The following is a 19688-nucleotide window of genomic DNA, read 5'->3' as shown; positions in this document are numbered from 1 at the left end:
GGCGCGCGCGGGACACGGTAGCCGCCCCGTGGCCCGGTCCCCACCCCGCAGCGACTACCGTGGGCCCATGACCGGGGCCGTGCGTGTGGTGTGGGCCCCGGAGCTCCTCGAGTACGACTTCGGCGCGGGTCACCCGATGGCCCCCCTGCGGCTCGACCTGACGATGCGCCTGGCCCGGTCGCTGGGCCTGCTGGACCTGCCCGGCGTCGAGGTGGTGGGTGCCGACCCCGCGACCGACGCCCAGCTCGGCACCGCGCACGAGGCCGCGTACGTCGCGGCGGTGCGGCGGGCCTCCGAGGGCGGCGCGGGCGACCCGGCGCGGGGCATCGGCACCGAGGACGACCCGGTCTTCCCGCACATGCACGAGGCCGCGGCCCGGATCGTCGCGGGCAGCCGCGAGTCGGCGCTGGCCGTCTGGGCGGGGCGCAGCGCGCACGCGGTGAACCTGACCGGCGGGATGCACCACGCGATGCCGGGTGCCGCGTCCGGGTTCTGCGTCTACAACGACGCGGCGGTCGCGATCCGGGCCCTGCTGGACGCCGGCGCCGAGCGGGTCGCCTACGTCGACGTCGACGCGCACCACGGCGACGGCGTGCAGCGCGCGTTCTGGGACGACCCGCGGGTGCTGACGGTGTCGGTGCACGAGAGCGGCGCGACCCTGTTCCCCGGCACGGGCTTCCCGGACGAGACCGGCGGGCCGGGCGCCGAGGGCACCGCCGTGAACCTGGCGCTGCCGTCGCACACCGGTGACGCCGCGTGGCTGCGCGCGATCGACGCGGTCGTGCCGGCGGTGGTCCGGGCGTTCGCTCCGCAGGTGCTCGTGTCCCAGCACGGCTGCGACGCGCACGTGGAGGACCCGATCGCGAACCTCGACGTGTCCGTGGACGCGGAGCGCCTGGTGTCGTCGTGGCTGCACGACCTGGCGCACGAGGTCGCGGACGGCCGGTGGCTCGCGCTCGGTGGCGGCGGGTACGCCGTGGTGGACGTGGTGCCGCGCGCGTGGACGCACCTGCTGGCGATCGCGGCGCACCACCCCGTCGACCCGGCGACGCGGCTGCCGGAGGACTGGCGCGCGCAGGTCGTGGAGCTCTACGGGCGGCCTGGCCCGGGGACGATGTCGGACGGCGCGGACCTGGTGTGGCGGCCGTGGTCGGCGGGGTTCGACCCGGCGGACGACGTCGACCGGGCGGTGCGCGCGACCCGGGCGGCGAGCTTCCCGGCCCTCGGCCTGGACCCGCTGCACGACTGACCGGGTGGTCCCACCCGCCTCCCCTTTCACAGCAGCCTCACCAGGCTCTAAGGTGACGTCGCGGCACCTGTGCCTCGACCCCACTCCCGCGCACGTCCGTGCGCGCACGAACGAGAAGAGCGGCCATGACCAGCGAGCAGCCCGGGCGCGTGCGGTTCCTCACCGTGGCCGAGGTCGCCGAGGTGATGCGGGTGTCGAAGATGACCGTGTACCGCCTGCTCCACTCCGGCGAGATGCCCGCCGTGCGCGTCGGTCGCTCGTTCCGCGTCCCGCAGGACGCGCTCGACCACTACCTCGCCACGGCGCGCCTCGACCTGGTCGCCGACGACGAGGACGAGGCCGGGCCGCGCGCCGGCCGCCTGTCCTCCTGACGCCCCGACGCCGACCCGCGCCACCCGTCCGGCGGCCCACGTCGCGGGCGCCCTGCCGGATCGCGTAGGGTAGGGACCGGACTTTCCCGTGCGTGGGCGTTCCTCGGGGCTGGACCGGCTGGTGATGACACGAGCCGGGACGGCCTGGCCGACCGGTCGTGCCGCGCGTCGATCGACCACGAACCGGCGGACGCCTGCGCGCTCGCCAACAGGAAGCGAGTGAGGACCCATGGGCTCCGTCATCAAGAAGCGCCGTAAGCGCATGGCGAAGAAGAAGCACCGCAAGCTGCTGCGCAAGACGCGTCACCAGCGTCGCAACAAGAAGTGACGGCTGCCGCTCCCAGCGGCGTCGTGGAAGGGCCCGGCACGGACGTGCCGGGCCCTTCGTCGTGCCCGCGGGGGTGCGGCGCGGCCCCTTGACGCGTCCCGTTCGTCCTGATTCACTCCACTCGGTCTTCAACGATGAAAACTGCTGGTCGGGCGTCCGCGTCCGACCCGTCCGAGGAGGGGTCGACGATGATCTCACGTGCTCGTGGAGGTCCGGGCGGTCCGGTGGTCAGCCGCCGGTCCGTCCTCAAGGGAGCGGCCGCCGGCGCGGGTGCGCTGGCCGGCGCGTGGGCGCTGAGCGGGTGCGCCACCGGCACCGCGGGCGCCGCGTCCCCCGCGACCCGCATCCAGATGTGGCACCTGTTCACCGGCGGTGACGGCGGCATCTTCCAGCAGATGCTCTCCGAGGTGCAGGAGGAGAACCCCGAGGTCGGGATCGACCCGGTCGTCCTGACCTGGGGGGCGCCCTACTACACCAAGCTCGTGATGGCGTCGGTCGGCGGCCGCTCGCCCGACCTGGCCGTCATGCACCTCACCCGGGTCGCCGGCTGGGTGCCCGGCGGCGTCCTCGACCCGTGGGACCTGGACACCCTCGCCGAGCACGGCGTCACCGAGGAGATGTTCCCGCCGGCCCTGTGGGACCGCGCCGTCATCGACGGGCAGCTGTGGGCCGTGCCGCTCGACTTCCACGCGTTCCTGCTGTTCTACGACCGGGGCCTCGCCGACCAGGCCGGGCTGCTCGGCCCGGACGGGCTGACCGGCGTCGACTCGCCCGAGGGGTTCCTCGAGGCCGGCCGCGCGATGGCCGAGGTCACCGGCTACGCCGGCGTCGGCTACGGGTACACCGGCGACGGCGCCCAGATGTCCCGGATGCTCTGGGGCCTCTACGGCCAGACCGGCGCCGAGGTGGTGCTGAACCCCGGCGAGCGCGCGCAGGTCGACCGGGACGCGCTCGTCGAGGTCGTCACCTACGTGCAGTCGATGCTCGACGACACCGTGGCGATCGCGAACAGCGACTACCCGTCGGCGGTCGCGAACTTCTCGACCGGCCGCGTCGGGATGTGCTTCAACGGCAACTGGGAGCTGCAGTCGTTCCTCACCGCCGGGGTCGACGTCGACGCGATGCCGATGCCGACGCTGTTCGGCAGCCCCGCCACCTACGGCGACTCGCACGTGTTCGTGCTGCCGCACCAGGTCAACGTCGACCCGGACCGGCGCGACGCCGCGTACGCCACCGTCGCCGCGATGCTCCGCAAGTCGCTGCTCTGGTCCGACGGCGGCCACATCCCCGCCAACCGCGAGGTCACCGAGTCCGCGGAGTACCAGGAGAAGGTCCCGCAGTCGCACTACGCGCGCGCCAGCGAGGAGGCCGTCTTCGACCCGCAGGCCTGGTTCACCGGCTCCGGGTCGGACTTCCAGGCGCGCGTCGGCGAGGCGCTGCAGGGCGCCTGGCTCGACAAGTCGTCCCCCGAGGCCGCCGTCGACCGGCTCGTCGGGGCCCTCGACGCCGCCCTCCAGACCAAGCCGCCGGCCTGACGGAAGGGATCACCGCGATGAGCACCGTCACCACCCCGTCCCAGTCGCAGGCCGCGTCGGTACCGCCCCGCAGCCCCGAACCTCCCCGCGCCCGGCGCGGCCGCAGCCGGCGGGAGGGGAGCGGCTGGCTGTTCGTGCTGCCGTTCGTCGTCGTCGCCGTGCTGTTCCTCGTGGTCCCGACCCTCTGGGGCCTCGGGCTGAGCTTCACCGAGCAGTCGCTGATGGGCAACGGCGGCTGGGTCGGCGTCGACAACTACGCCGAGGCGTTCGGCGACTCGACCATGTGGTCGACCCTCGGCAACACGGTCGTCTTCACCCTGATGAGCACCGTCCCGCTGGTCCTCGTGGCCCTCGCGATGGCGCTGCTGGTCTACACCGGGCTCCCCGGCCAGTGGGTCTGGCGGCTCGCGTTCTTCGCCCCCTACATGCTGCCGGTCGCCGTCGTCGTGCAGATCTGGGTGTGGCTCTACCAGCCGGAGATCGGCTTCTTCAACTACTGGTTGGACCGGCTCGGGCTCGACAAGGTCGGCTGGCTGACGGACACGTCCGTCGCGATGTGGTCGATGGCGCTGCTCACCCTGTGGTGGACCGTCGGCTTCAACTTCCTGCTGTACCTGTCCGCGCTCCAGGCCATCCCCGACCAGATGTACGAGGCCGCGGCCCTCGACGGCGCGGGCGCCTGGCGGCGGCTGTGGTCGATCACCATGCCGCAGCTGCGCGCCACGACCATCCTCATCACGGTCCTGCAGGTGATCGCCTCGCTGAAGGTGTTCGACCAGATGTTCATCGCCTTCAACGGCGGCAGCGGGCCGGGCGGCGTGACCCGGCCGATCCTGCAGTACATCTACGACACCGGGTTCACCGGCTACCGGATGGGCTACGCCTCCGCGATGTCGTACATCTACTTCGCGCTCATCATCGTGGTCGCCGTCGGGTTCCAGGTGCTGACCACGTCCCGCCGGAAGGAGCAGCGCCGTGGCCGTTGAGACGATCGAGGCCCCCGCGACCGGGGGCTGGCGCCGCGCGTACGCCGAGCGCCGCGACGAGAACCGCCGCACCCGCAGCCTCGTGCTCGGGCGCAGCCGGACGGCCACCGTGCTGGCCGTCGTCCTGCTGGTGGTGCTGGCGGTCACCTGGCTGCTGCCGCTGCTCTGGGCGGTCGACACCTCGTTCAAGACCGAGGCGCAGGCCCAGTCGGTGCCGCTGCAGTGGTTCCCCGACGGCGGGTTCACGCTGGAGAACTACCGGTCGGTGTTCGAGCGCGGCGAGGTGCCGCGCTGGATGGCGAACACGCTGCTGATCGCCGGGTCCGTGACGGTCCTGACCGTCGGGGTGTGCGCCCTGGCCGGCTACGGGTTCGCCCGCACCCGGTTCCGCGGCAAGAACCTGCTGTTCGCGGCGACGATCGCGCTGATCGCGGTGCCCGGCCAGATCCTCATCGTGCCGCTGTTCCGGCAGATGGAGGCCATCGGGGCGGTCGACACCTACCAGGGCGTGATCCTGCCGCAGCTGGTCGCCCCGGTGATGGTCTACATCTTCTCGAAGTTCTTCGCGGAGGTGCCGCAGGAGATCGAGGACGCGGCCCGGGTCGACGGGGCGGGGCACTGGCGGACGTTCTGGTCCATCGTGCTGCCGATCTCCCGGCCCATCGTGTCGGCCGTCGCGATCTTCGTGTTCATCGGCGCGTGGAACAACTTCCTGTGGCCGTTCATCGTCACCAACAACCCCGACCTCATGACGCTGCCCGTCGGGCTCTCGACGGTGAAGAACGCGTACGGCACGATCTACGCGCAGACGATGGCCTCGGCGGTCATCGCGGCCCTGCCGCTGATCCTGCTGTTCATGCTGTTCCAGCGGCAGATCGTCAAGGCGGTCGCGACCACCGGGCTCGGCGGACGGTGACCGGCTGACCCGCGGCGGAACCCGCCACCGCCGACCGCGCCGCGCCCCTACGCTGGGGCGCGGCGCGGTCCGTGGGGCCGCAGGAGCACCAGTCGACGAGCGGGAGAGGTGGTGGCGGTGGCCGGCAAGCGCGCGGGCGTGACGATGCACGACGTCGCGGCGATCGCCGGGGTGTCCATCAAGACCGTCTCCAACGTCATCAACGGCTACCCGTACATCCGCGCGGAGACCAAGGAGCGCGTCGAGCAGGCCATCGAGCAGCTCGGCTACCGGGTGAACATCTCCGCGCGGAACCTCCGGCAGGGGCGGACCGGGATGATCGGGCTGGCCGTGCCCGAGCTGAGCCTGCCGTACTTCGCCGAGCTCGCGGACTCCGTGATCCGCGCCGCCGAGGAGCACGGCGTCATCGTGCTGATCGAGCAGACCAACGCCAGCCGGGAGCGCGAGCTCGAGGTGCTCACCAGCCAGCGCCGGCACCTCACGGACGGGCTGATCTTCTCCCCCCTGGCGCTCGGCACCGACGACCGCGAGCAGTTCGCCGTCGACTACCCGATGGTGCTGCTCGGCGAGCGGATCTTCGGCGGCCCCGCCGACCACGTCACGATGAGCAACGTCGAGGCCGCCCGCGCCGCCACCCAGCACCTCATCGCGACCGGCCGGCGGCGGATCGCGCTGATCGGCTCGCACGAGGGCGAGACGGTCGGGTCCGCCGCCCTGCGCCAGCGCGGGTACGAGCAGGCGCTCGAGGAGGCCGGGCTGCCCGTCGACCCCGCGCTGGTCGTCGAGGCCGGCCTCTGGCACCGCGCGACCGGCGCCGAGGCGATGGAGCGGCTGCTGGACGCCGGCACCGAGATCGACGCCGTGTTCGGCCTCAACGACGCGCTCGCCATCGGCGCCCTGCACGTGCTGCACGACCGCGGGGTGGCCGTCCCCGAGGACGTGGCCGTGATCGGGTTCGACGACATCGAGGACGCCGCCTACGCCACCCCGCCGCTGTCGTCCGTCGCCCCCGGCCGCGAGCAGATCGCCCGGACCGCCGTCGACCTGCTGCTGGCCCGCGTCGCCGGCACCGCCCCCGCGGGACACGTCGAGGTCATCACCGACTTCGCGGTCGTCCCCCGCGAGTCCACCACGGGCGCCTCCCGCACCCCCCACCCCCGGACCACTGCCCGCACGGTCGTGGCCTGACCCCCTGCCCCACGCCGCCACCCGGGGTGGATCCACCCGTGCCCCACGCCGCCCGCGGTGGATCCACCCCGGGCGGCGCGCCGTGCGGGTCACCCCAGGTGGATCCACCCGGGCGGGCTGCTGGGCGGAGGCGGCGCGAGCGTGGACGATTCCGGAGCGGCGCGCCGAGCGTGTCGCCCCGGGTGGATCCACGCGGGAAGCAACCGGCCTAGTTGACGGTTCAACCAGTCGTGACGCACGATCGTGGAGTCGACGAACCGGAGGAACCGCGCATGACCGCCCTGCAGCTGGGACTGGACACCTTCGGCGACGTGCCGACCGACGACGCCGGCCGCGTCCTGACGCACCCCGAGGCGATCCGCCAGGTCCTCGACGAGGCCGTGCTCGCCGACCAGTCCGGCATCGACGTGATCGCCCTCGGCGAGCACCACCGGCCCGAGTACTCCGTGTCGTCCCCGGAGACCGTGCTCGCGGGCATCGCCACCCGCACCGAGCGGATCACCCTCGCGTCCGGCGTCACCGTGCTGAGCTCCGACGACCCCGTGCGGGTGTTCCAGCGGTTCGCGACCGTGGACGCGCTGTCCGGCGGGCGCGCGCAGGTCATCCTCGGGCGCGGGTCGTTCACCGAGTCGTTCCCGCTGTTCGGGTACGACCTGGCGGACTACGACGTGCTGTTCGAGGAGAAGATCGAGCTGTTCCACCAGCTCCTCGCCGAGCAGCCGGTCACCTGGTCCGGCACCACCCGCCCGGCGCTCGCGGACGCGGACGTGTTCCCGAAGACCGCCGGCGGGCTCGACACCTGGGTGGGCGTCGGCGGCTCCCCGCAGTCCGTGGTGCGCGCCGCGCGGTACGGCCTGCCCCTGATGCTCGCGATCATCGGCGGGGAGCCCGAGCGGTTCCGGCCGTACGTGGACCTGTACCGCCGGGCGACCGAGCAGCTGGGCACGCCCGAGGGGCGGATCGGGATGCACTCGCCCGGGTTCGTCGCGGACACCGACGCCGAGGCGCGCGAGACCTACTTCCCGAGCTACCAGAAGATGCGCAACACCATCGGCGCGCTGCGCGGCTGGCCCCCGCTGCGCCGCGCCGAGTTCGACCACGAGATCGAGAACGGCTCGCTGTACGTCGGGTCGCCGGAGACGGTCGCGCGGAAGATCGCGGCCTCCGTGGACGCCCTCGACGTCAGCCGGTTCGACCTGGTCTACACCGCGGGCCCGCAGACGGTCAGCGCCCGCCTGCGCGCCGTCGAGCTGTTCGGCACGCAGGTGGCGCCGATGGTGCGCGACCTGCTCGCGTCCCGCGCCGGGTCGCCAGCGTGACGGCCGACGTGCGGGCAGCCGACGGGCGCGCGGCCCCGGCCCGGACCGTCGGGATCCTGGGGGCGGGCAAGCTCGGCACCGTGCTCGCACGGCTCGCCGTCGCCGCCGGGTACGAGGTGCTGCTCGCCGGCTCGGGGGACCCGGAGCGGATCCGGCTGATCGTCGAGGTCCTGGTCCCCGGGGCGCGCGCGACCACGACCGCCGACGTCGCCGCCCGGTCCGACGTCGTGGTGCTCGCGATCCCGCTGGGTCGCCTGCCCGACGTCCCCGCCGACGCCCTCGCCGGGACGCTCGTGGTCGACGCGATGAACTACTGGTGGGAGGCCGACGGCGAGCGGCCGGACCTCGCGGACCCGGCCGTGGCCACGAGCGAGCTGGTCGCGGCGGCGCTGCCGGGCGCGACGGTCGTGAAGGCCTTCAACCACATGGGCTACCACGACCTCGACGAGGGACCCCGGCCGGCGGGCGACCCGGGCCGACGCGCGATCGCGGTCGCGGGGGACGACGCCCTGGCCGTGGACCGGGTGTCCGCGCTGGTGGACGCGCTGGGCTTCGACCCCGTGCCCGCCGGGACCCTGCGCGGCAGCGTGGCGCTCCAGCCGTTCGCCGAGGCGTTCGGCGCGAACGAGGACGCGGCGACGCTCAGGGCGGTGGTCGACCGCTTCCCGGTGACGGACCGCGGCCGCGCGGTCGCGGCGGCGCGGGCGGCGGCGCGCGAGCCGGACCCGACGGCGGCGCGGTAGGCCGACGGCGTCCACCGCCCGCCGCCCACGCCCCACCCGCTCCGGCACCGAGACAGGACCCGCGCGCCGAGACAGGACCTCCGGGCGACCTGTCTCGGCGCGGAGGTCCTGTCTCGGCGAGCGCAGGGCGCGTGCCGGGTCAGCGCGCCGGGACGGTCTCCTCGATCCGGTCGAGCCGTCGGTCCACGACCACGCCGGTGAGCAGCAGCGCCGCGGCGATCCCGACCAGCGGGAGCAGGACGGTGAGGTGCCAGCCGACGAACCCGATCGCCCCCAGCGTGACCAGCACGGCCAGCGCCGTCCCGGGCGAGGTCGGCGGCGCGAGCACCAGGAACCGCCACGTGCGGCCGAACGGCTCGTCGTAGCGCCGGGTGACCGGGACGAACCACGCGCCGAGCACCAGCACCGCAGCACCGAGCAGCAGCAGCCCCGCCGCGGCGACGGCCGCTGCGCCGGTGGACCCGGTCGACGCCGCCAGGTACGGCAGCGCCAGCGCGTCCGCGGCGAGCAGCACCGTCGCGACCAGCAGCGGCGACCCGAGCCGGTTGAGCCGGCGGAAGTCCGCGCGGTAGGACGCCCAGAACGCGCGCCGCACCGACTCCGGCGGGTCACCGGCGGCGACCGCGGCGAGCACGGTGCCCCCGGCCCCGAGCGCGGGCAGGGCGCCGAGCAGGACCACCCCGGCGAGCGTCCCGAGCAGGACCAGCAGGTTGACCTCGACCAGCCGTACGGCCACCCGCAGCCAGCGCATCACGGCACCGGCCCAGCCGCCGACGTCCTCGCCGCCCTCGTGGACGGGCACGCGCACGGGTCGCCGCGTCGTCTCCCGGGCCACGTCGCGGGACCCCGCCTCGCGAGACCCCGCCGCGCCCGGACCGCGGGACCCCGCGGCACCCGCCGTCCTCGCACCCGGTGCACGGGTCGCGGCCGGGGCGGTCACGGCCGGCCCCCGTCGGCCGTCGTCGCGACCTGCGTCCCCACGGTCACGACCCCGGTCCCGGTGTCGATCGCCGCGAACGACAGCGCCGGGCGCTGCCGGACCGCGTCCCACGACGGGTGCACGACGACCTCGACCGTCGCACCGGCGGCACTGTCGGCACCGTTCCACGTGAATCGTCCCGACCCGAGCGGGACGAGCCCGTCGAGCTCCGTCGCGGTGACGGTGCGCGGGACGGCCTCGGTGAGCACGTCGCCGCGGTCGTAGGTGACGACCTCCCAGACGCCCGCGAGCCCGGCCGTCGACGCGGGCCAGGTCGACTCGTCGTCCTGCTCGAGGGGGCCGGCCCACGGCTGCGCGGCCACGAGCGGCCACCCGGTCGTGGTCCACACGATCCGCCGGACCTGCGCCTCGTGCTGGGTCGGGTCGGCGGCGTCGCGGACGTGGTGCACCAGCAGGTGCCGCTCGCCGCCACCCGGTCGGGGCTCGGTGAGCACGGACGCGTGGCCGGGGGCGAGCCGCCCGGGGCCGCCGGGGAACCGGTGCCCGGCGAGCACGACGCTGCCGACGGGGTCGGCGTCGACGTCGGTCGCGAGCCGGCCGGCGAGGTCCCGGAACGGCCCGACCGGCTCCGGCCCGACTGCGACCCGCAGGTGGTAGGTGTTGAACAGCGAGTCGAACGAGCTGAGCAGCGCCCAGCCGCCGTCGGGCCGCCGGAGCACGAACGCCCCCTCGATCGCGGCCTCGACCGCGTGCGGGCGCCGGGCCAGCAGCAGCCCGGGTCCGGGGCGCGGGCGACCGCCGGACCCGATGACGAACCCCGTGACGGGGTCGAGCTCGAGGGCGTGGATGCCGCCGAAGAACGAGCCGTAGACCAGCCAGTGCCGTCCCGCGTCGTCGACCACGGCGTTCGCGTCGATGGCGTTGGGGCCGTCGACGTCGTGCCGGCTGGTGACGACCAGGCCGCGGTCCTGCCACGGCCCCGAGGGGTGCGGGGCGGTCGCGAGACCGATCGCGGAGGTGCGGGACCCGAACGACGACGCGGACCAGTACATCCGCCACCGCTGGTCGGCGGGGACCTCGACGGCGTCCGGCACCCGGACCACGTCGGGGGCCCACAGGCCCTCGGCGCCGGCCCAGGCGACGGCGTCGGCGGGGACGCCGTCGAGCGCCCAGCCGTGCAGCTCCCAGGTGACCAGGTCGAGCGAGCGGCGGATCGGCACCCCGGCGCGGGGGAGCGGGCCGTCCGCGTAGGCGTCGGTGGAGAACAGCCAGTAGACGCCGTCGTCGTCGCGGACCGCGGTGGGGTCGTGGGCGTGCCGGGCGCCCCAGGTGCTGGTGTCCACGACGGGCTCGGTGGCGGTCATCCCTTGGCCCCGGTCAGCGCGACGGACTCGATGATCTGCCGCTGGAAGATGAGGAACACGATGAGGATCGGCAGCAGCGCCACGAACGACGCCGCCATGATGAGCGGGTAGTCGCGCTGCGTGGCGTACTCGACGTTGAGGTTCGCGATGACGACCTGGAGCGTCTGCTTCGACTCGGTGTTCAGGTACAGGATCGGCGCGAGGTAGTCGTTCCAGATGGTCATGAACCAGAGGATGAACTGCGCGGCGATGGCGGGGCGGATCAGCGGGAACACCATCTTCCCGAAGATCTGCAGGTAGGAGGCGCCGTCGATCTTCGCGGCCTCGATCATCGAGTCCGGGACGCTCGACAGGTACTGCCGAAGGAAGAAGATCATGATGATGTTGCCGAACAGCAGCGGGATGATCAGCGGCAGCAGGGTGTCGACCCAGCCGATCTTCGAGAACATGACGAACTGCGGGATCATCAGCGTGGGGTAGGGGATCATCAGCCCGCTCAGCAGCGCGATGAAGATCGCGTTCTTGAACGGCAGGCGCATCTTCGCCAGCGCGAACGCGGCGAGCGAGGACGTCACCGACCCGACGATCGTGACCGTCCCGGCGACGATGACGGAGTTCTTGAAGCCCGACAGGATCGGGGCCTCGGTCCACATCCGCGTGAAGGTGTCCCACTGGGGCGCCTCGGGGATCCAGACGGGGGGCAGGGCGAAGACCTCGCCCTTGGTCTTCAGCGACGTGGAGATCATCCACAGCAGCGGGGCGATCATCACGACCGCGCCCAGGGCCAGCACGACGAACAGGACCGTGTTGACGAGGCGGTTCTGCGACGTGACGCTCATCGGTGTTCTGCGGCTCATGGTTGCTCCTGGCCCCTCAGTCGATGCTGAACGAGTTGCGCCGGTTGAGGCGGAACTGGATGAGGGTGATGACGAAGACGATCAGCCCGAGCACGACGGACATCGCGGTGGCGTAGCCCATCTGCTGGTACTTGAACGCCTGCCGGACGATGTAGTAGACGATCGACGCGGAGCTGAACTCGGGTCCGCCGGTCGGCGTCATGATGTTGATCTCGGTGAAGATCTGCGACCCGGCGATGACGTTCGTGACGACGAGGAAGAACGTCACGGGCCGCACCATCGGCAGGGTGATCGAACGGAACCGCTGGTAGCCGTTGGCGCCGTCGAGCGACGCGGCCTCGTACAGCGAGCGGGGCACGGACTGGATGGCCGCCAGGTACAGCAGCATCGAGTAGCCGAGGCCCTTCCAGACGGCCATGAGGATGATCGCGGGCTTCACGGTCGCGGTGTTCTGCAGCCAGTCGGGCCCGTCGATCCCGAACCACGCGAGCACCTGGTTCACGAGGCCGAAGTCGCCGTTGTAGGCGAACTGCCAGACGATCGCGATGGCGGCGAGCGAGGAGATGACCGGCACGTAGTAGATGGTGCGGAAGGCCGTCTGGCCGGGGATCTTGCGGTTGAGCGCGATGGCGAGCAGGAGCGCGAGCACCAGGCCGATCGGGATGCCGATCATGTAGAACGCCGTGTTCCACAGCGTCTGCAGGAAGTACGGGTCGCTCAGCAGCCGGGTGTAGTTCTCCAGCCCGATGAACTGCGGCGCGGTGAGGCCGTTCCACCGGGTGAGCGACGCGTACAGCGCGTAGCCGAGCGGGTACAGCGTGAAGACGAGGAAGCCGAGCACGGGCGCGGCGATGAACGCGGCGGCCCAGCGGTGCTCGGTGCGGTGCAGCCGGCGCATGGCCTGCTTGGCGCGCTGCTCGGTGCTGCCCCCGGTGCCGCCCGGGGCGGGCGTCGCGGCGGCGGCGGGGACGGCCGTCGGCGCGGTGGTGGACGTGGTGTGGGACATGCCGGTGCTCCTTCGCGGGTGCCCCCGCCGGTGCCGGGCGCTGGTCGTGCGCGCCCGGCACCGTCGGGGAGGCCGGGGGTGGGGTCAGGCCCCGCCGCCCGCCATCTCGGCGTTGGTGTTGGACTCGTCGAGCAGCGCCTGCATCTTGGGCTGGACCTCGGCGAGGTAGTCGGCGGCGGTCTGCTTGCCGTCGAGCACCGGCTGGATGTTCACCCAGAGCTCGTCGTACCACTGGGCGCCGTAGGTGTACGCGGCGGGCATCGCGCGGCCGTAGTCCTCGACGATGTCCAGGAACTCCTGGCGGTTCGCCGGCTCGGCGTCGGGCGCGGCGGCCCACTCGGCGGCCATGTCCTTGAGGTTCGGGACCTGGATGTTCGCGTCGACCAGCGTCTGCTGGGCCTCGGCGTCGGTGGACAGGTACGTCGCGAGCTGGACGGCGGCCTCCGGGTTGGAGGTGGTGTTGGAGACGCCGATGCCGAGGCTCCCGACCCAGGTCGCGGACTCGCCGGTGGAGCCGGCGGGCCAGGGGATCAGGTCGTACTCGAAGTCCAGGTCGTTGTAGACGCTGACGTCCCACGGGCCGACGGGGAAGAAGCCGATCTCGCCGGCCATCCACCGCTGGTAGGTGTCGAGCGTGGCGGCCTCGGACGAGCTCGGGGTGACGCCGTCGACGTTGGTCAGGTCGGCGAAGTACTGCAGCGCCTCGGCGAACTCGGGGGTGTCGACGGTGACCTCGGTGCGGTCCTCGTTGGTCCAGTCGCCGCCGTTGCTCCAGACCAGCGACTGCACGTTCCACTGCACGTTGAGGCCGGTGCCCCACTGGTCGAGCGCGCCGTCGCCGTCGGTGTCGACGGTGAGCTGCTTGGCGATGTCGCGGAACTCGTCGAGGGTGAGCGGGACGTCCTTGTCGGGCAGCGGGATGCCCGCGGCCTCGAGCATGGTCTTGTTGTAGCCGAACGCGAACGGGCCGACGTCCTTGGGCAGGCCGTACAGCGCGCCGTCGGGGGTGCCCTGGAGGGTGCCGTCGAACCGGTAGGAGTCGACGCCGTACTCCCAGATGTTGTCGAGGTCGACGCCGGCGTCCTCGACCTGCTGGGTGATGTCCATCAGCACGCCGGACGCGACGTAGGACTGCAGGTTGGCCTGCTCGATGTAGAACACGTCGGGCACCTTGTTGCCGGACACGGCGGCCTGGAGCTTGGTGGCGTACTGGTCCGCGTCGGTGACGGTCATCTTCACCTCGACGCCGGTGTCCTCGGTGAACTTGTCGATCGCGGCCTGGTAGGCGGCCTTCTCGTCGGCGCCGCCGCGGAACATGAACGTCAGCGCGTCGCCGTCGCCGTCGCCCTCACCGCCGCCGCCGGAGCTGCACGCGGTCAGGGCGAGGGCCCCGGCCAGGACGAGGGCCGCTGCCCGGAGAGTCTTCGTGGTCATTGCGCCATTGCCTCCACTCGTGGTTCGGCGAGGTCGAGGGCGCGTCGGGCAGCCGTCGTCGGCTGGCCGGGGGTGCGGGTCGGCTCTGACCTCGTGGTTCTACATCGTTGAACTACAACGTTGGAGAGAGTGGCACGGGTCACGTCGTCCGGTCAAGCAACGGTTTGGTCACGGCGCGACGGTGCTGATCGGGCGGGTGTTGACGGCGTCGCACCCACCGGGCACGATGGCTCTACAACGATGTAGAGGCTTGTCAGCGAAGGAGCTGCCCGCATGCCCACCGTCACCCTGACCATCGACCCCGCGTTCCGGGTCGGTCCGGTCCGCCGCCGCACCTTCGGGGCGTTCGTCGAGCACCTCGGCCGGTGCGTCTACACCGGCATCCACGACCCCGAGCACCCCTCCGCCGACGCCGACGGGTTCCGCCGCGACGTCATCGAGCTCACCCGCGAGCTCGGCGTCTCGTCCGTCCGGTACCCCGGCGGCAACTTCGTGTCCGGCTACCGCTGGGAGGACGGCGTCGGCCCCCGCGACCAGCGCCCCCGCCGGCTCGACCTGGCGTGGCACTCCACCGAGCCGAACCTGGTCGGCGTCGACGAGTTCATGCGCTGGACGCGGGCCTCCGGCACCGAGCCGATGATGGCCGTGAACCTCGGCACCCGCGGTGTCCAGGAGGCGCTCGACCTCCTCGAGTACTGCAACGTGCGCGGCGGCACCGCGCTGTCCGACCAGCGCCGGGCCAACGGCGCGCCCGACCCGTACGGCATCCGGATGTGGTGCCTGGGCAACGAGATGGACGGCCCCTGGCAGATCGGCCACAAGACCGCGCACGAGTACGGCCGGCTCGCCGCCGAGACCGCCCGCGCCATGCGGATGATCCAGCCCGACCTCGAGCTCGTGGCCTGCGGGTCCTCGGGCGTGCCGATCCCGACGTTCGGGCAGTGGGAGCAGACCGTCCTGTCCGAGACGTACGAGTACGTCGACATGGTCTCCGCCCACGCGTACTACGCGGAGGAGGACGGCGACCTCGGGTCGTTCCTGGCGTCGGCCGTCGACATGGACCACTTCATCGACTCCGTCAGCGCGGTCGCCGACGGCGTCCGGGCGCACAAGAAGGTCGCCAAGCGCATCCACATCTCGTTCGACGAGTGGAACGTCTGGTACCAGAAGCGCGCGGAGTCGGTCCCGCCGTCCGGCGACGACTGGCCGGTCGCCCCGGTGCTGCTCGAGGACAGGTACAACGTCGCGGACGCCGTGGTCGTGGGCAACATGCTCATCTCGCTGCTGCGGCACACCGACCGGGTGCACTCCGCGTCGCTCGCGCAGCTGGTCAACGTGATCGCCCCGATCATGACCGAGCCCGGCGGCCGGATCTGGCGCCAGACGACGTTCCACCCGTTCGCGCAGGCGTCCAGGTACGCCACCGGCGAGGTGCTCCAGGTCGCGGTCGAGGCCCCGACCTACGAGACCGCGAAGCACGGCGACGCCCCGCTGGTCGACGCCGTCGCGACCCGCGACCCCGAGACCGGCGCCGTCGCGCTGTTCGCCGTGAACCGGTCGCAGACCGAGACGGTCACCCTCGAGGTCGACACCCGGTCGATCCCCGGGCTGCGGGTCGTCGAGGCGACCACGCTGTCCAACCCCGACCACACCTGGTCCGCGACCGCCGACGACGACACCTCGGTGCTGCCGCGCGCCAACGACTCGGCCGCCATCGACGGCGGCCGGCTCACCGTCCAGGTGCCGCCGGTGTCCTGGAACATGGTCCGGCTCGGTGCCTGAGACCACCCGCCCCCACCGCCGCCGTCGACGGGTCGCCCTCGTCGCGGCGGCGGTGGTCGTCGTGCTCGTGGCCGCAGGGGGCGTCGCGATCGCGGTCCTGGGTCGTGCCGGCGGCCCGCCCGTCGCCACCGCGCTGCCGGTGGCCGGCGACGTCGCCGTGCACGACCCCGCGCTGGTCGCCGGCGCGGAGGGCGAGCCCTGGTACGTCTACTCCACCGGCGACGCCCGCGAGAACGCCGGCGCGATCCAGGTCCGGCGGTCCACCGACGCGGGCGCCACCTGGGAGTACCTCGGGACCGCGTGGGGGCCGTCCGACTCGCCCCGGTGGGCGCAGGAGGCCGTCCCCGGCGTCACGAACTACTGGGCGCCCGAGCTCTACGAGCACGACGGCACCTGGTACCTCTACTACGCGGCGTCGACGTTCGGGTCCAACCGCTCGGTGATCGGCCTGCGGACCAGCCCCACCCTCGACCCGGAGGACCCCGACTACGGCTGGGTCGACCGCGGCGAGGTCTGGCGGTCCGAGCCCACCGACGACTACAACGCCATCGACGCCGGGATCGTCGAGGACGCCGACGGCACGCCCTGGATGGTGTTCGGGTCGTACTGGTCGGGGATCCAGGTGGTCGAGCTCGCCTGGCCCGACGGACTGCCCGTCGCCGGCGCCGAGCCGCAGCCGCTCGCGTCGCGGCTCAGCAGCCCGCACGCGATCGAGGCCCCGTACGTCGTGCCGCACGACGGCTGGTTCTACCTGTTCGTGTCCCAGGACGCGTGCTGCCAGGGCGTCGACTCGACCTACACGATCGCCGTCGGCCGCTCCCGGGACGTCACCGGCCCGTACCTCACCCGCGACGGCACGGACCTGCTGGTCGACGGCGGCGACGTGCTGCTGTCGACCGACGGCGACGTCATCGGTCCCGGCGGCCAGAGCGTCTCCCGCGGGGTGCTGGCGTTCCACTACTACGACGGCGCCACCGGCGGCACCCCCACCCTGGCCCTCCGCGAGCTCGCGTGGGACGAGGACGGCTGGCCGGTCCTCACCACGGACTGACCCCGCACCCCCGCACCCCCGCACCCCCGCACCCCCGCACCCCCGCACCCCCGCACCCCCTCCGCCGAGATGGCAGCGCCCGCCTGTGCCGGCACCCCGGACCGCAGGCGAGAGATGTCATCTCGACGAGGGGAGGCGGGGGTGCGGGGGGAGGGGGGAGAGGGGTGCTGGGGGTGGTCAGAGGGGGTGGTGCAGGACCTGGTCGTGGTGCTGCTGGGTGCCGACCTGGAAGGTGCGGGTGCCGACCGGCGTGAAGCCCGACCTCAGGTAGAAGCGCTGCGCGCGGGTGTTCTCGCCGTTGACGCCCAGCCAGACGCCGGCGGCGCCCCGCGATCGGGCGGCGTCGAGGCTCGCGGCCATCAGGGCGTCCGCGACGCCGCCGCCGTGCCGGCCGGGCAGGACGTAGCACTTGCTCAGCTCGACGGTCGGGCGCAGCGGGACCGCGGCGGCGACGTCGGCGGCGGACGGCTCGCCCGCGACCAGCATCGTGTAGCCGACCAGCTCGCCGGCGTCGTCCGCGACGAGCAGGTCCCGGTCGCCGTCGGCCAGGTAGGCGGCGAACCGGTCGGGCGTCAGGTGCGCGGCCACGAACGCCGCGTGGTCCGCGGGGGTGGACGACGGCGGGCAGGCCAGCGGGAACGTCACGGCGGCGAGGGCGGCCAGCGCGGGGACGTCGGCGGCACCGGGCCGGCGGACCGCGACCGGGCTCACGCCCTGCCCCGGTGCGCCCGTGCTCACACCCCGCCCCAGCGCGACCGGATCCGGCGCCGCACGGCCCGGATCGCGAGGCCGACCACCCACGCGGACCCCGCGACGGTGGCGGCGTCCACCCCGCGGCGGGTCGCGTTGCGGCGGCCGCGGAACTCGCGGACCGGCCAGCCGACCTCGGCGGCGTGCTTGCGCAGCCGGCCCTCGGGGTTGATCGCGCACGGGAACCCGACCTCGGACAGGATCGGCACGTCGTTCAGGGAGTCGCCGTACGCGAACGACCGCGACAGGTCGAGGCCCTCCTTCTCGGCGAGGGTGCGCACCGCGGCGGCCTTGGCCTCGCCGTGCAGCAGGTCCCCGACGAGGCGGCCGGTGTAGAACCCGTCCGTGTGCTCGGCGATGGTGCCCAGCCCGCCGGTGGTGCCGAGCCGGCGGGCGATGATCTCGGCGATCTCCACGGGCGTGGCGGTCACCAGCCAGACCTCGTGGCCCGCGCGGATGTGCTGGTCCAGCAGCCGCTGCGTGCCGGGGAAGATCCGCAGCGACAGCACCTCGTCGTAGACGTCCTCCGCGATGGCGACGAGCTCGGCGACGGACCGGCCGTGCATGATCTCGAGCGCGCGGGACCGGACCTCGTCGATCTGCTGGCGGTTCTCGCCGAACGTCAGGTAGCGGATCTGGTGCACCGCGAACCGCACCAGGTCGGCGCGGCGGAAGAAGCCCCGGCGGTACAGGCCGACGGCGAGGTGGAACGAGCTCGCGCCGCGGATGATCGTGTTGTCGACGTCGAAGAACGCGGCCACCTTGCCCGGCTGCGCGGGGTCCCCGGGGGTGGGTGCGATCGGCTCGGGCACGCCGCCACTGTAGTCAGATGCCTAGGCTCGTGCCGTGCCGACCTCCGATGTCACCCCCGGCCCCGCCCCGCGCACCGTGCTGTACGTCCGCGCGGGCTGCCACCTGTGCGACGCCGCCCGCGAGGTGGTGGCGCGCGTGACCGCGTCCCGGGGCGAGACGTGGCGGGAGGTCGACGTCGACGCGGGCGGCACCGCGGCCGACGGGCGACCGCTCGCGGCGGCGTACGGGGAGCTGCTGCCGGTCGTCGAGGTGGACGGTGCACGCGTCGGGTACTGGGAGATCGACGCGTACCGCCTGGCGGACGCCCTCGCGGGGCCCCCGACCGCCTAGTCTGTGCAGGTGCGTGCCCTGCCGCCGACCACCGTCGCCCGCCTCCCGGGATACCTGCGCTCCCTCGGCGGTCTCGCGTCCGAGGGCGCGAGCACCACGTCCTCGGAGCAGCTCGCCGAGCTGGTGGGCGCGTCGCCCGCGCAGCTGCGCAAGGACCTGTCGTACCTGGGGGCCGGCGGCCGGCGCGGTGTCGGCTACGAGGTCGACCACCTGCGCAAGCAGATCGCCCAGGCGCTGGGGATGACGCAGGAGCGCAACGTCGTCATCGTCGGGATCGGCAACCTGGGGCACGCCCTGGCGACGTACTCGGGGTTCGCGGACCGCGGGTTCGTGCTGGTGGGCCTGTTCGACGCGGACCCCGACGTCGTCGGCACGACCGTCGGCGGGCACCGGGTGCAGCACGTCGACGGGCTGGAGGACGTGATCGCCGCGGCGGACGCGAGCATCGCCGTGGTCGCGACCCCGGCGTCCGTCGCGCAGGCCACGACCGACCGCCTGGTGGCGGCGGGCGTCACGGGCATCCTCAACTTCGCGCCGCGCACCGTGCGGGTGCCGGACGGCGTCGACGTCCGCGAGGTCGACCTCGGCTCGGAGCTGCAGATCCTCGGCTTCCACGCCCGTCAGCGGTCGACCCGGCCCGAGGACGCGGCCCCGGCCGACCCGGCCTGACGTCGCGCGGCCCGGGCCGCGCGGTCCCGGGACGGAAGAAGGGCCCGATCGCGGCAG

General features: G+C 73.2%; 20 protein-coding genes. 13 read left to right on the top strand and 7 right to left on the bottom strand.

What is annotated here, in order from left to right; translation table 11 throughout:
• The first annotated feature begins 67 nt into the window (after positions 1 to 67).
• From ACFVXN_RS13905 to ACFVXN_RS13865, 9 genes are all read left to right on the top strand, one after another.
• On the top strand, positions 68 to 1249 hold the full coding sequence (locus tag ACFVXN_RS13905; RefSeq protein WP_389233388.1) for an acetoin utilization protein AcuC: 1182 nt from the start codon (positions 68 to 70) through the stop codon (positions 1247 to 1249).
• 125 nt (positions 1250 to 1374) lie between these two features.
• Entirely contained in the window at positions 1375 to 1620 is a 246-nt protein-coding gene (locus tag ACFVXN_RS13900; protein WP_389233385.1) for a helix-turn-helix domain-containing protein, read from the top strand.
• A gap of 229 nt (positions 1621 to 1849) precedes the next feature.
• Positions 1850 to 1948 carry a 30S ribosomal protein bS22 gene (locus ACFVXN_RS13895; RefSeq protein ID WP_003792170.1) on the top strand — a complete coding sequence of 33 codons (99 nt, stop codon included), beginning with the start codon at positions 1850 to 1852 and terminating at the stop codon, positions 1946 to 1948.
• Between the two features lie 188 nt (positions 1949 to 2136).
• The gene (locus ACFVXN_RS13890; RefSeq protein WP_389233380.1) at positions 2137 to 3483 is read left to right on the top strand and encodes an extracellular solute-binding protein; all 1347 of its coding nucleotides are present in this window, start codon (positions 2137 to 2139) and stop codon (positions 3481 to 3483) included.
• 17 nt (positions 3484 to 3500) lie between these two features.
• Complete coding sequence (locus tag ACFVXN_RS13885) at positions 3501 to 4469, top strand: carbohydrate ABC transporter permease (protein WP_389233377.1); 969 nt, start codon at positions 3501 to 3503, stop codon at positions 4467 to 4469.
• Complete coding sequence (locus ACFVXN_RS13880) at positions 4459 to 5385, top strand: carbohydrate ABC transporter permease (RefSeq protein ID WP_389233374.1); 927 nt, start codon at positions 4459 to 4461, stop codon at positions 5383 to 5385. The genes ACFVXN_RS13885 and ACFVXN_RS13880 overlap by 11 nt, the downstream gene beginning before the upstream one ends.
• 144 nt (positions 5386 to 5529) lie before the next feature.
• Positions 5530 to 6573: a LacI family DNA-binding transcriptional regulator gene (locus ACFVXN_RS13875; protein WP_389234053.1), complete on the top strand. Its 1044-nt coding sequence runs from the start codon at positions 5530 to 5532 to the stop codon at positions 6571 to 6573.
• Positions 6574 to 6845: 272 nt separating this feature from the next.
• A complete protein-coding gene (locus tag ACFVXN_RS13870; RefSeq protein WP_389233371.1) occupies positions 6846 to 7892 on the top strand; it encodes an LLM class flavin-dependent oxidoreductase in 1047 nt (348 codons plus the stop codon).
• The gene (locus ACFVXN_RS13865; RefSeq protein ID WP_389233368.1) at positions 7889 to 8635 is read left to right on the top strand and encodes an NADPH-dependent F420 reductase; all 747 of its coding nucleotides are present in this window, start codon (positions 7889 to 7891) and stop codon (positions 8633 to 8635) included. The genes ACFVXN_RS13870 and ACFVXN_RS13865 overlap by 4 nt, the downstream gene beginning before the upstream one ends.
• A gap of 139 nt (positions 8636 to 8774) precedes the next feature.
• Here the strand turns inward: ACFVXN_RS13865 and ACFVXN_RS13860 are convergent, their stop codons facing one another.
• The 5 genes from ACFVXN_RS13860 to ACFVXN_RS13840 form a co-directional block, all read right to left on the bottom strand.
• Complete coding sequence (locus tag ACFVXN_RS13860) at positions 8775 to 9443, bottom strand: DUF624 domain-containing protein (protein WP_389233365.1); 669 nt, start codon at positions 9441 to 9443, stop codon at positions 8775 to 8777.
• Positions 9444 to 9571: 128 nt separating this feature from the next.
• Positions 9572 to 10939, bottom strand: coding sequence for an arabinan endo-1,5-alpha-L-arabinosidase (locus ACFVXN_RS13855; protein WP_389233362.1), 1368 nt, complete (start codon positions 10937 to 10939; stop codon positions 9572 to 9574).
• Positions 10936 to 11796, bottom strand: a complete 861-nt coding sequence (locus tag ACFVXN_RS13850; RefSeq protein WP_389233359.1) for a carbohydrate ABC transporter permease — start codon at positions 11794 to 11796, stop codon at positions 10936 to 10938. The genes ACFVXN_RS13855 and ACFVXN_RS13850 overlap by 4 nt, the downstream gene beginning before the upstream one ends.
• Positions 11797 to 11812: 16 nt before the next feature.
• Positions 11813 to 12802: a carbohydrate ABC transporter permease gene (locus ACFVXN_RS13845; protein WP_389233357.1), complete on the bottom strand. Its 990-nt coding sequence runs from the start codon at positions 12800 to 12802 to the stop codon at positions 11813 to 11815.
• A gap of 84 nt (positions 12803 to 12886) precedes the next feature.
• Complete coding sequence (locus ACFVXN_RS13840) at positions 12887 to 14236, bottom strand: ABC transporter substrate-binding protein (RefSeq protein ID WP_389233354.1); 1350 nt, start codon at positions 14234 to 14236, stop codon at positions 12887 to 12889.
• A gap of 273 nt (positions 14237 to 14509) precedes the next feature.
• Here ACFVXN_RS13840 and ACFVXN_RS13835 point away from each other — a divergent pair, with 273 nt between their 5' ends.
• Positions 14510 to 16018, top strand: a complete 1509-nt coding sequence (locus tag ACFVXN_RS13835) for an alpha-N-arabinofuranosidase (protein WP_389233351.1) — start codon at positions 14510 to 14512, stop codon at positions 16016 to 16018.
• Positions 16011 to 17069, top strand: a complete 1059-nt coding sequence (locus ACFVXN_RS13830) for an arabinan endo-1,5-alpha-L-arabinosidase (protein WP_389233348.1) — start codon at positions 16011 to 16013, stop codon at positions 17067 to 17069. The genes ACFVXN_RS13835 and ACFVXN_RS13830 overlap by 8 nt, the downstream gene beginning before the upstream one ends.
• A 177-nt stretch (positions 17070 to 17246) precedes the next feature.
• On the opposite strand, the gene ACFVXN_RS13825 is transcribed toward ACFVXN_RS13830, so the two are convergent.
• Positions 17247 to 17807 (bottom strand): GNAT family N-acetyltransferase, encoded by a 561-nt coding sequence (locus ACFVXN_RS13825; protein ID WP_389233345.1) that lies wholly within the window; start codon positions 17805 to 17807, stop codon positions 17247 to 17249.
• A complete protein-coding gene (locus ACFVXN_RS13820) occupies positions 17804 to 18631 on the bottom strand; it encodes an HAD family hydrolase (RefSeq protein ID WP_389233342.1) in 828 nt (275 codons plus the stop codon). Before ACFVXN_RS13820 ends, ACFVXN_RS13825 begins: the two co-directional genes overlap by 4 nt.
• Before the next feature lie 34 nt (positions 18632 to 18665).
• Between ACFVXN_RS13820 and ACFVXN_RS13815 the strand changes: the two genes are divergently transcribed.
• Together ACFVXN_RS13815 and ACFVXN_RS13810 are read left to right on the top strand one after the other, a co-directional pair.
• The gene (locus ACFVXN_RS13815; RefSeq protein WP_389233339.1) at positions 18666 to 18962 is read left to right on the top strand and encodes a glutaredoxin family protein; all 297 of its coding nucleotides are present in this window, start codon (positions 18666 to 18668) and stop codon (positions 18960 to 18962) included.
• Between the two features lie 9 nt (positions 18963 to 18971).
• Entirely contained in the window at positions 18972 to 19631 is a 660-nt protein-coding gene (locus ACFVXN_RS13810) for a redox-sensing transcriptional repressor Rex (RefSeq protein WP_389233336.1), read from the top strand.
• Positions 19632 to 19688 lie beyond the last annotated feature (57 nt).

The organism is Cellulomonas sp. NPDC058312 (genome assembly GCF_042880135.1).
Classification (GTDB): domain Bacteria; phylum Actinomycetota; class Actinomycetes; order Actinomycetales; family Cellulomonadaceae; genus Cellulomonas.
The sequence above is the reverse complement of the archived record's forward strand: the minus strand, read 5'-3'. Positions and strand labels throughout refer to the sequence as shown.

Excerpts from the sequence above, each read along its gene's own strand:
- ACFVXN_RS13905 (WP_389233388.1), top strand. The coding sequence starts at position 68 with ATGACCGGGGCCGTGCGTGTGGTGTGGGCCCCGGAGCTCCTCGAGTAC.
- ACFVXN_RS13900 (WP_389233385.1), top strand. The coding sequence starts at position 1,375 with ATGACCAGCGAGCAGCCCGGGCGCGTGCGGTTCCTCACCGTGGCCGAG.
- ACFVXN_RS13895 (WP_003792170.1), top strand. The coding sequence starts at position 1,850 with ATGGGCTCCGTCATCAAGAAGCGCCGTAAGCGCATGGCGAAGAAGAAG.
- ACFVXN_RS13890 (WP_389233380.1), top strand. The coding sequence starts at position 2,137 with ATGATCTCACGTGCTCGTGGAGGTCCGGGCGGTCCGGTGGTCAGCCGC.
- ACFVXN_RS13885 (WP_389233377.1), top strand. The coding sequence starts at position 3,501 with ATGAGCACCGTCACCACCCCGTCCCAGTCGCAGGCCGCGTCGGTACCG.
- ACFVXN_RS13875 (WP_389234053.1), top strand. The coding sequence starts at position 5,530 with ATGCACGACGTCGCGGCGATCGCCGGGGTGTCCATCAAGACCGTCTCC.
- ACFVXN_RS13870 (WP_389233371.1), top strand. The coding sequence starts at position 6,846 with ATGACCGCCCTGCAGCTGGGACTGGACACCTTCGGCGACGTGCCGACC.
- ACFVXN_RS13855 (WP_389233362.1), bottom strand. The coding sequence starts at position 10,939 with ATGACCGCCACCGAGCCCGTCGTGGACACCAGCACCTGGGGCGCCCGG.
- ACFVXN_RS13850 (WP_389233359.1), bottom strand. The coding sequence starts at position 11,796 with ATGAGCCGCAGAACACCGATGAGCGTCACGTCGCAGAACCGCCTCGTC.
- ACFVXN_RS13845 (WP_389233357.1), bottom strand. The coding sequence starts at position 12,802 with ATGTCCCACACCACGTCCACCACCGCGCCGACGGCCGTCCCCGCCGCC.
- ACFVXN_RS13840 (WP_389233354.1), bottom strand. The coding sequence starts at position 14,236 with ATGACCACGAAGACTCTCCGGGCAGCGGCCCTCGTCCTGGCCGGGGCC.
- ACFVXN_RS13835 (WP_389233351.1), top strand. The coding sequence starts at position 14,510 with ATGCCCACCGTCACCCTGACCATCGACCCCGCGTTCCGGGTCGGTCCG.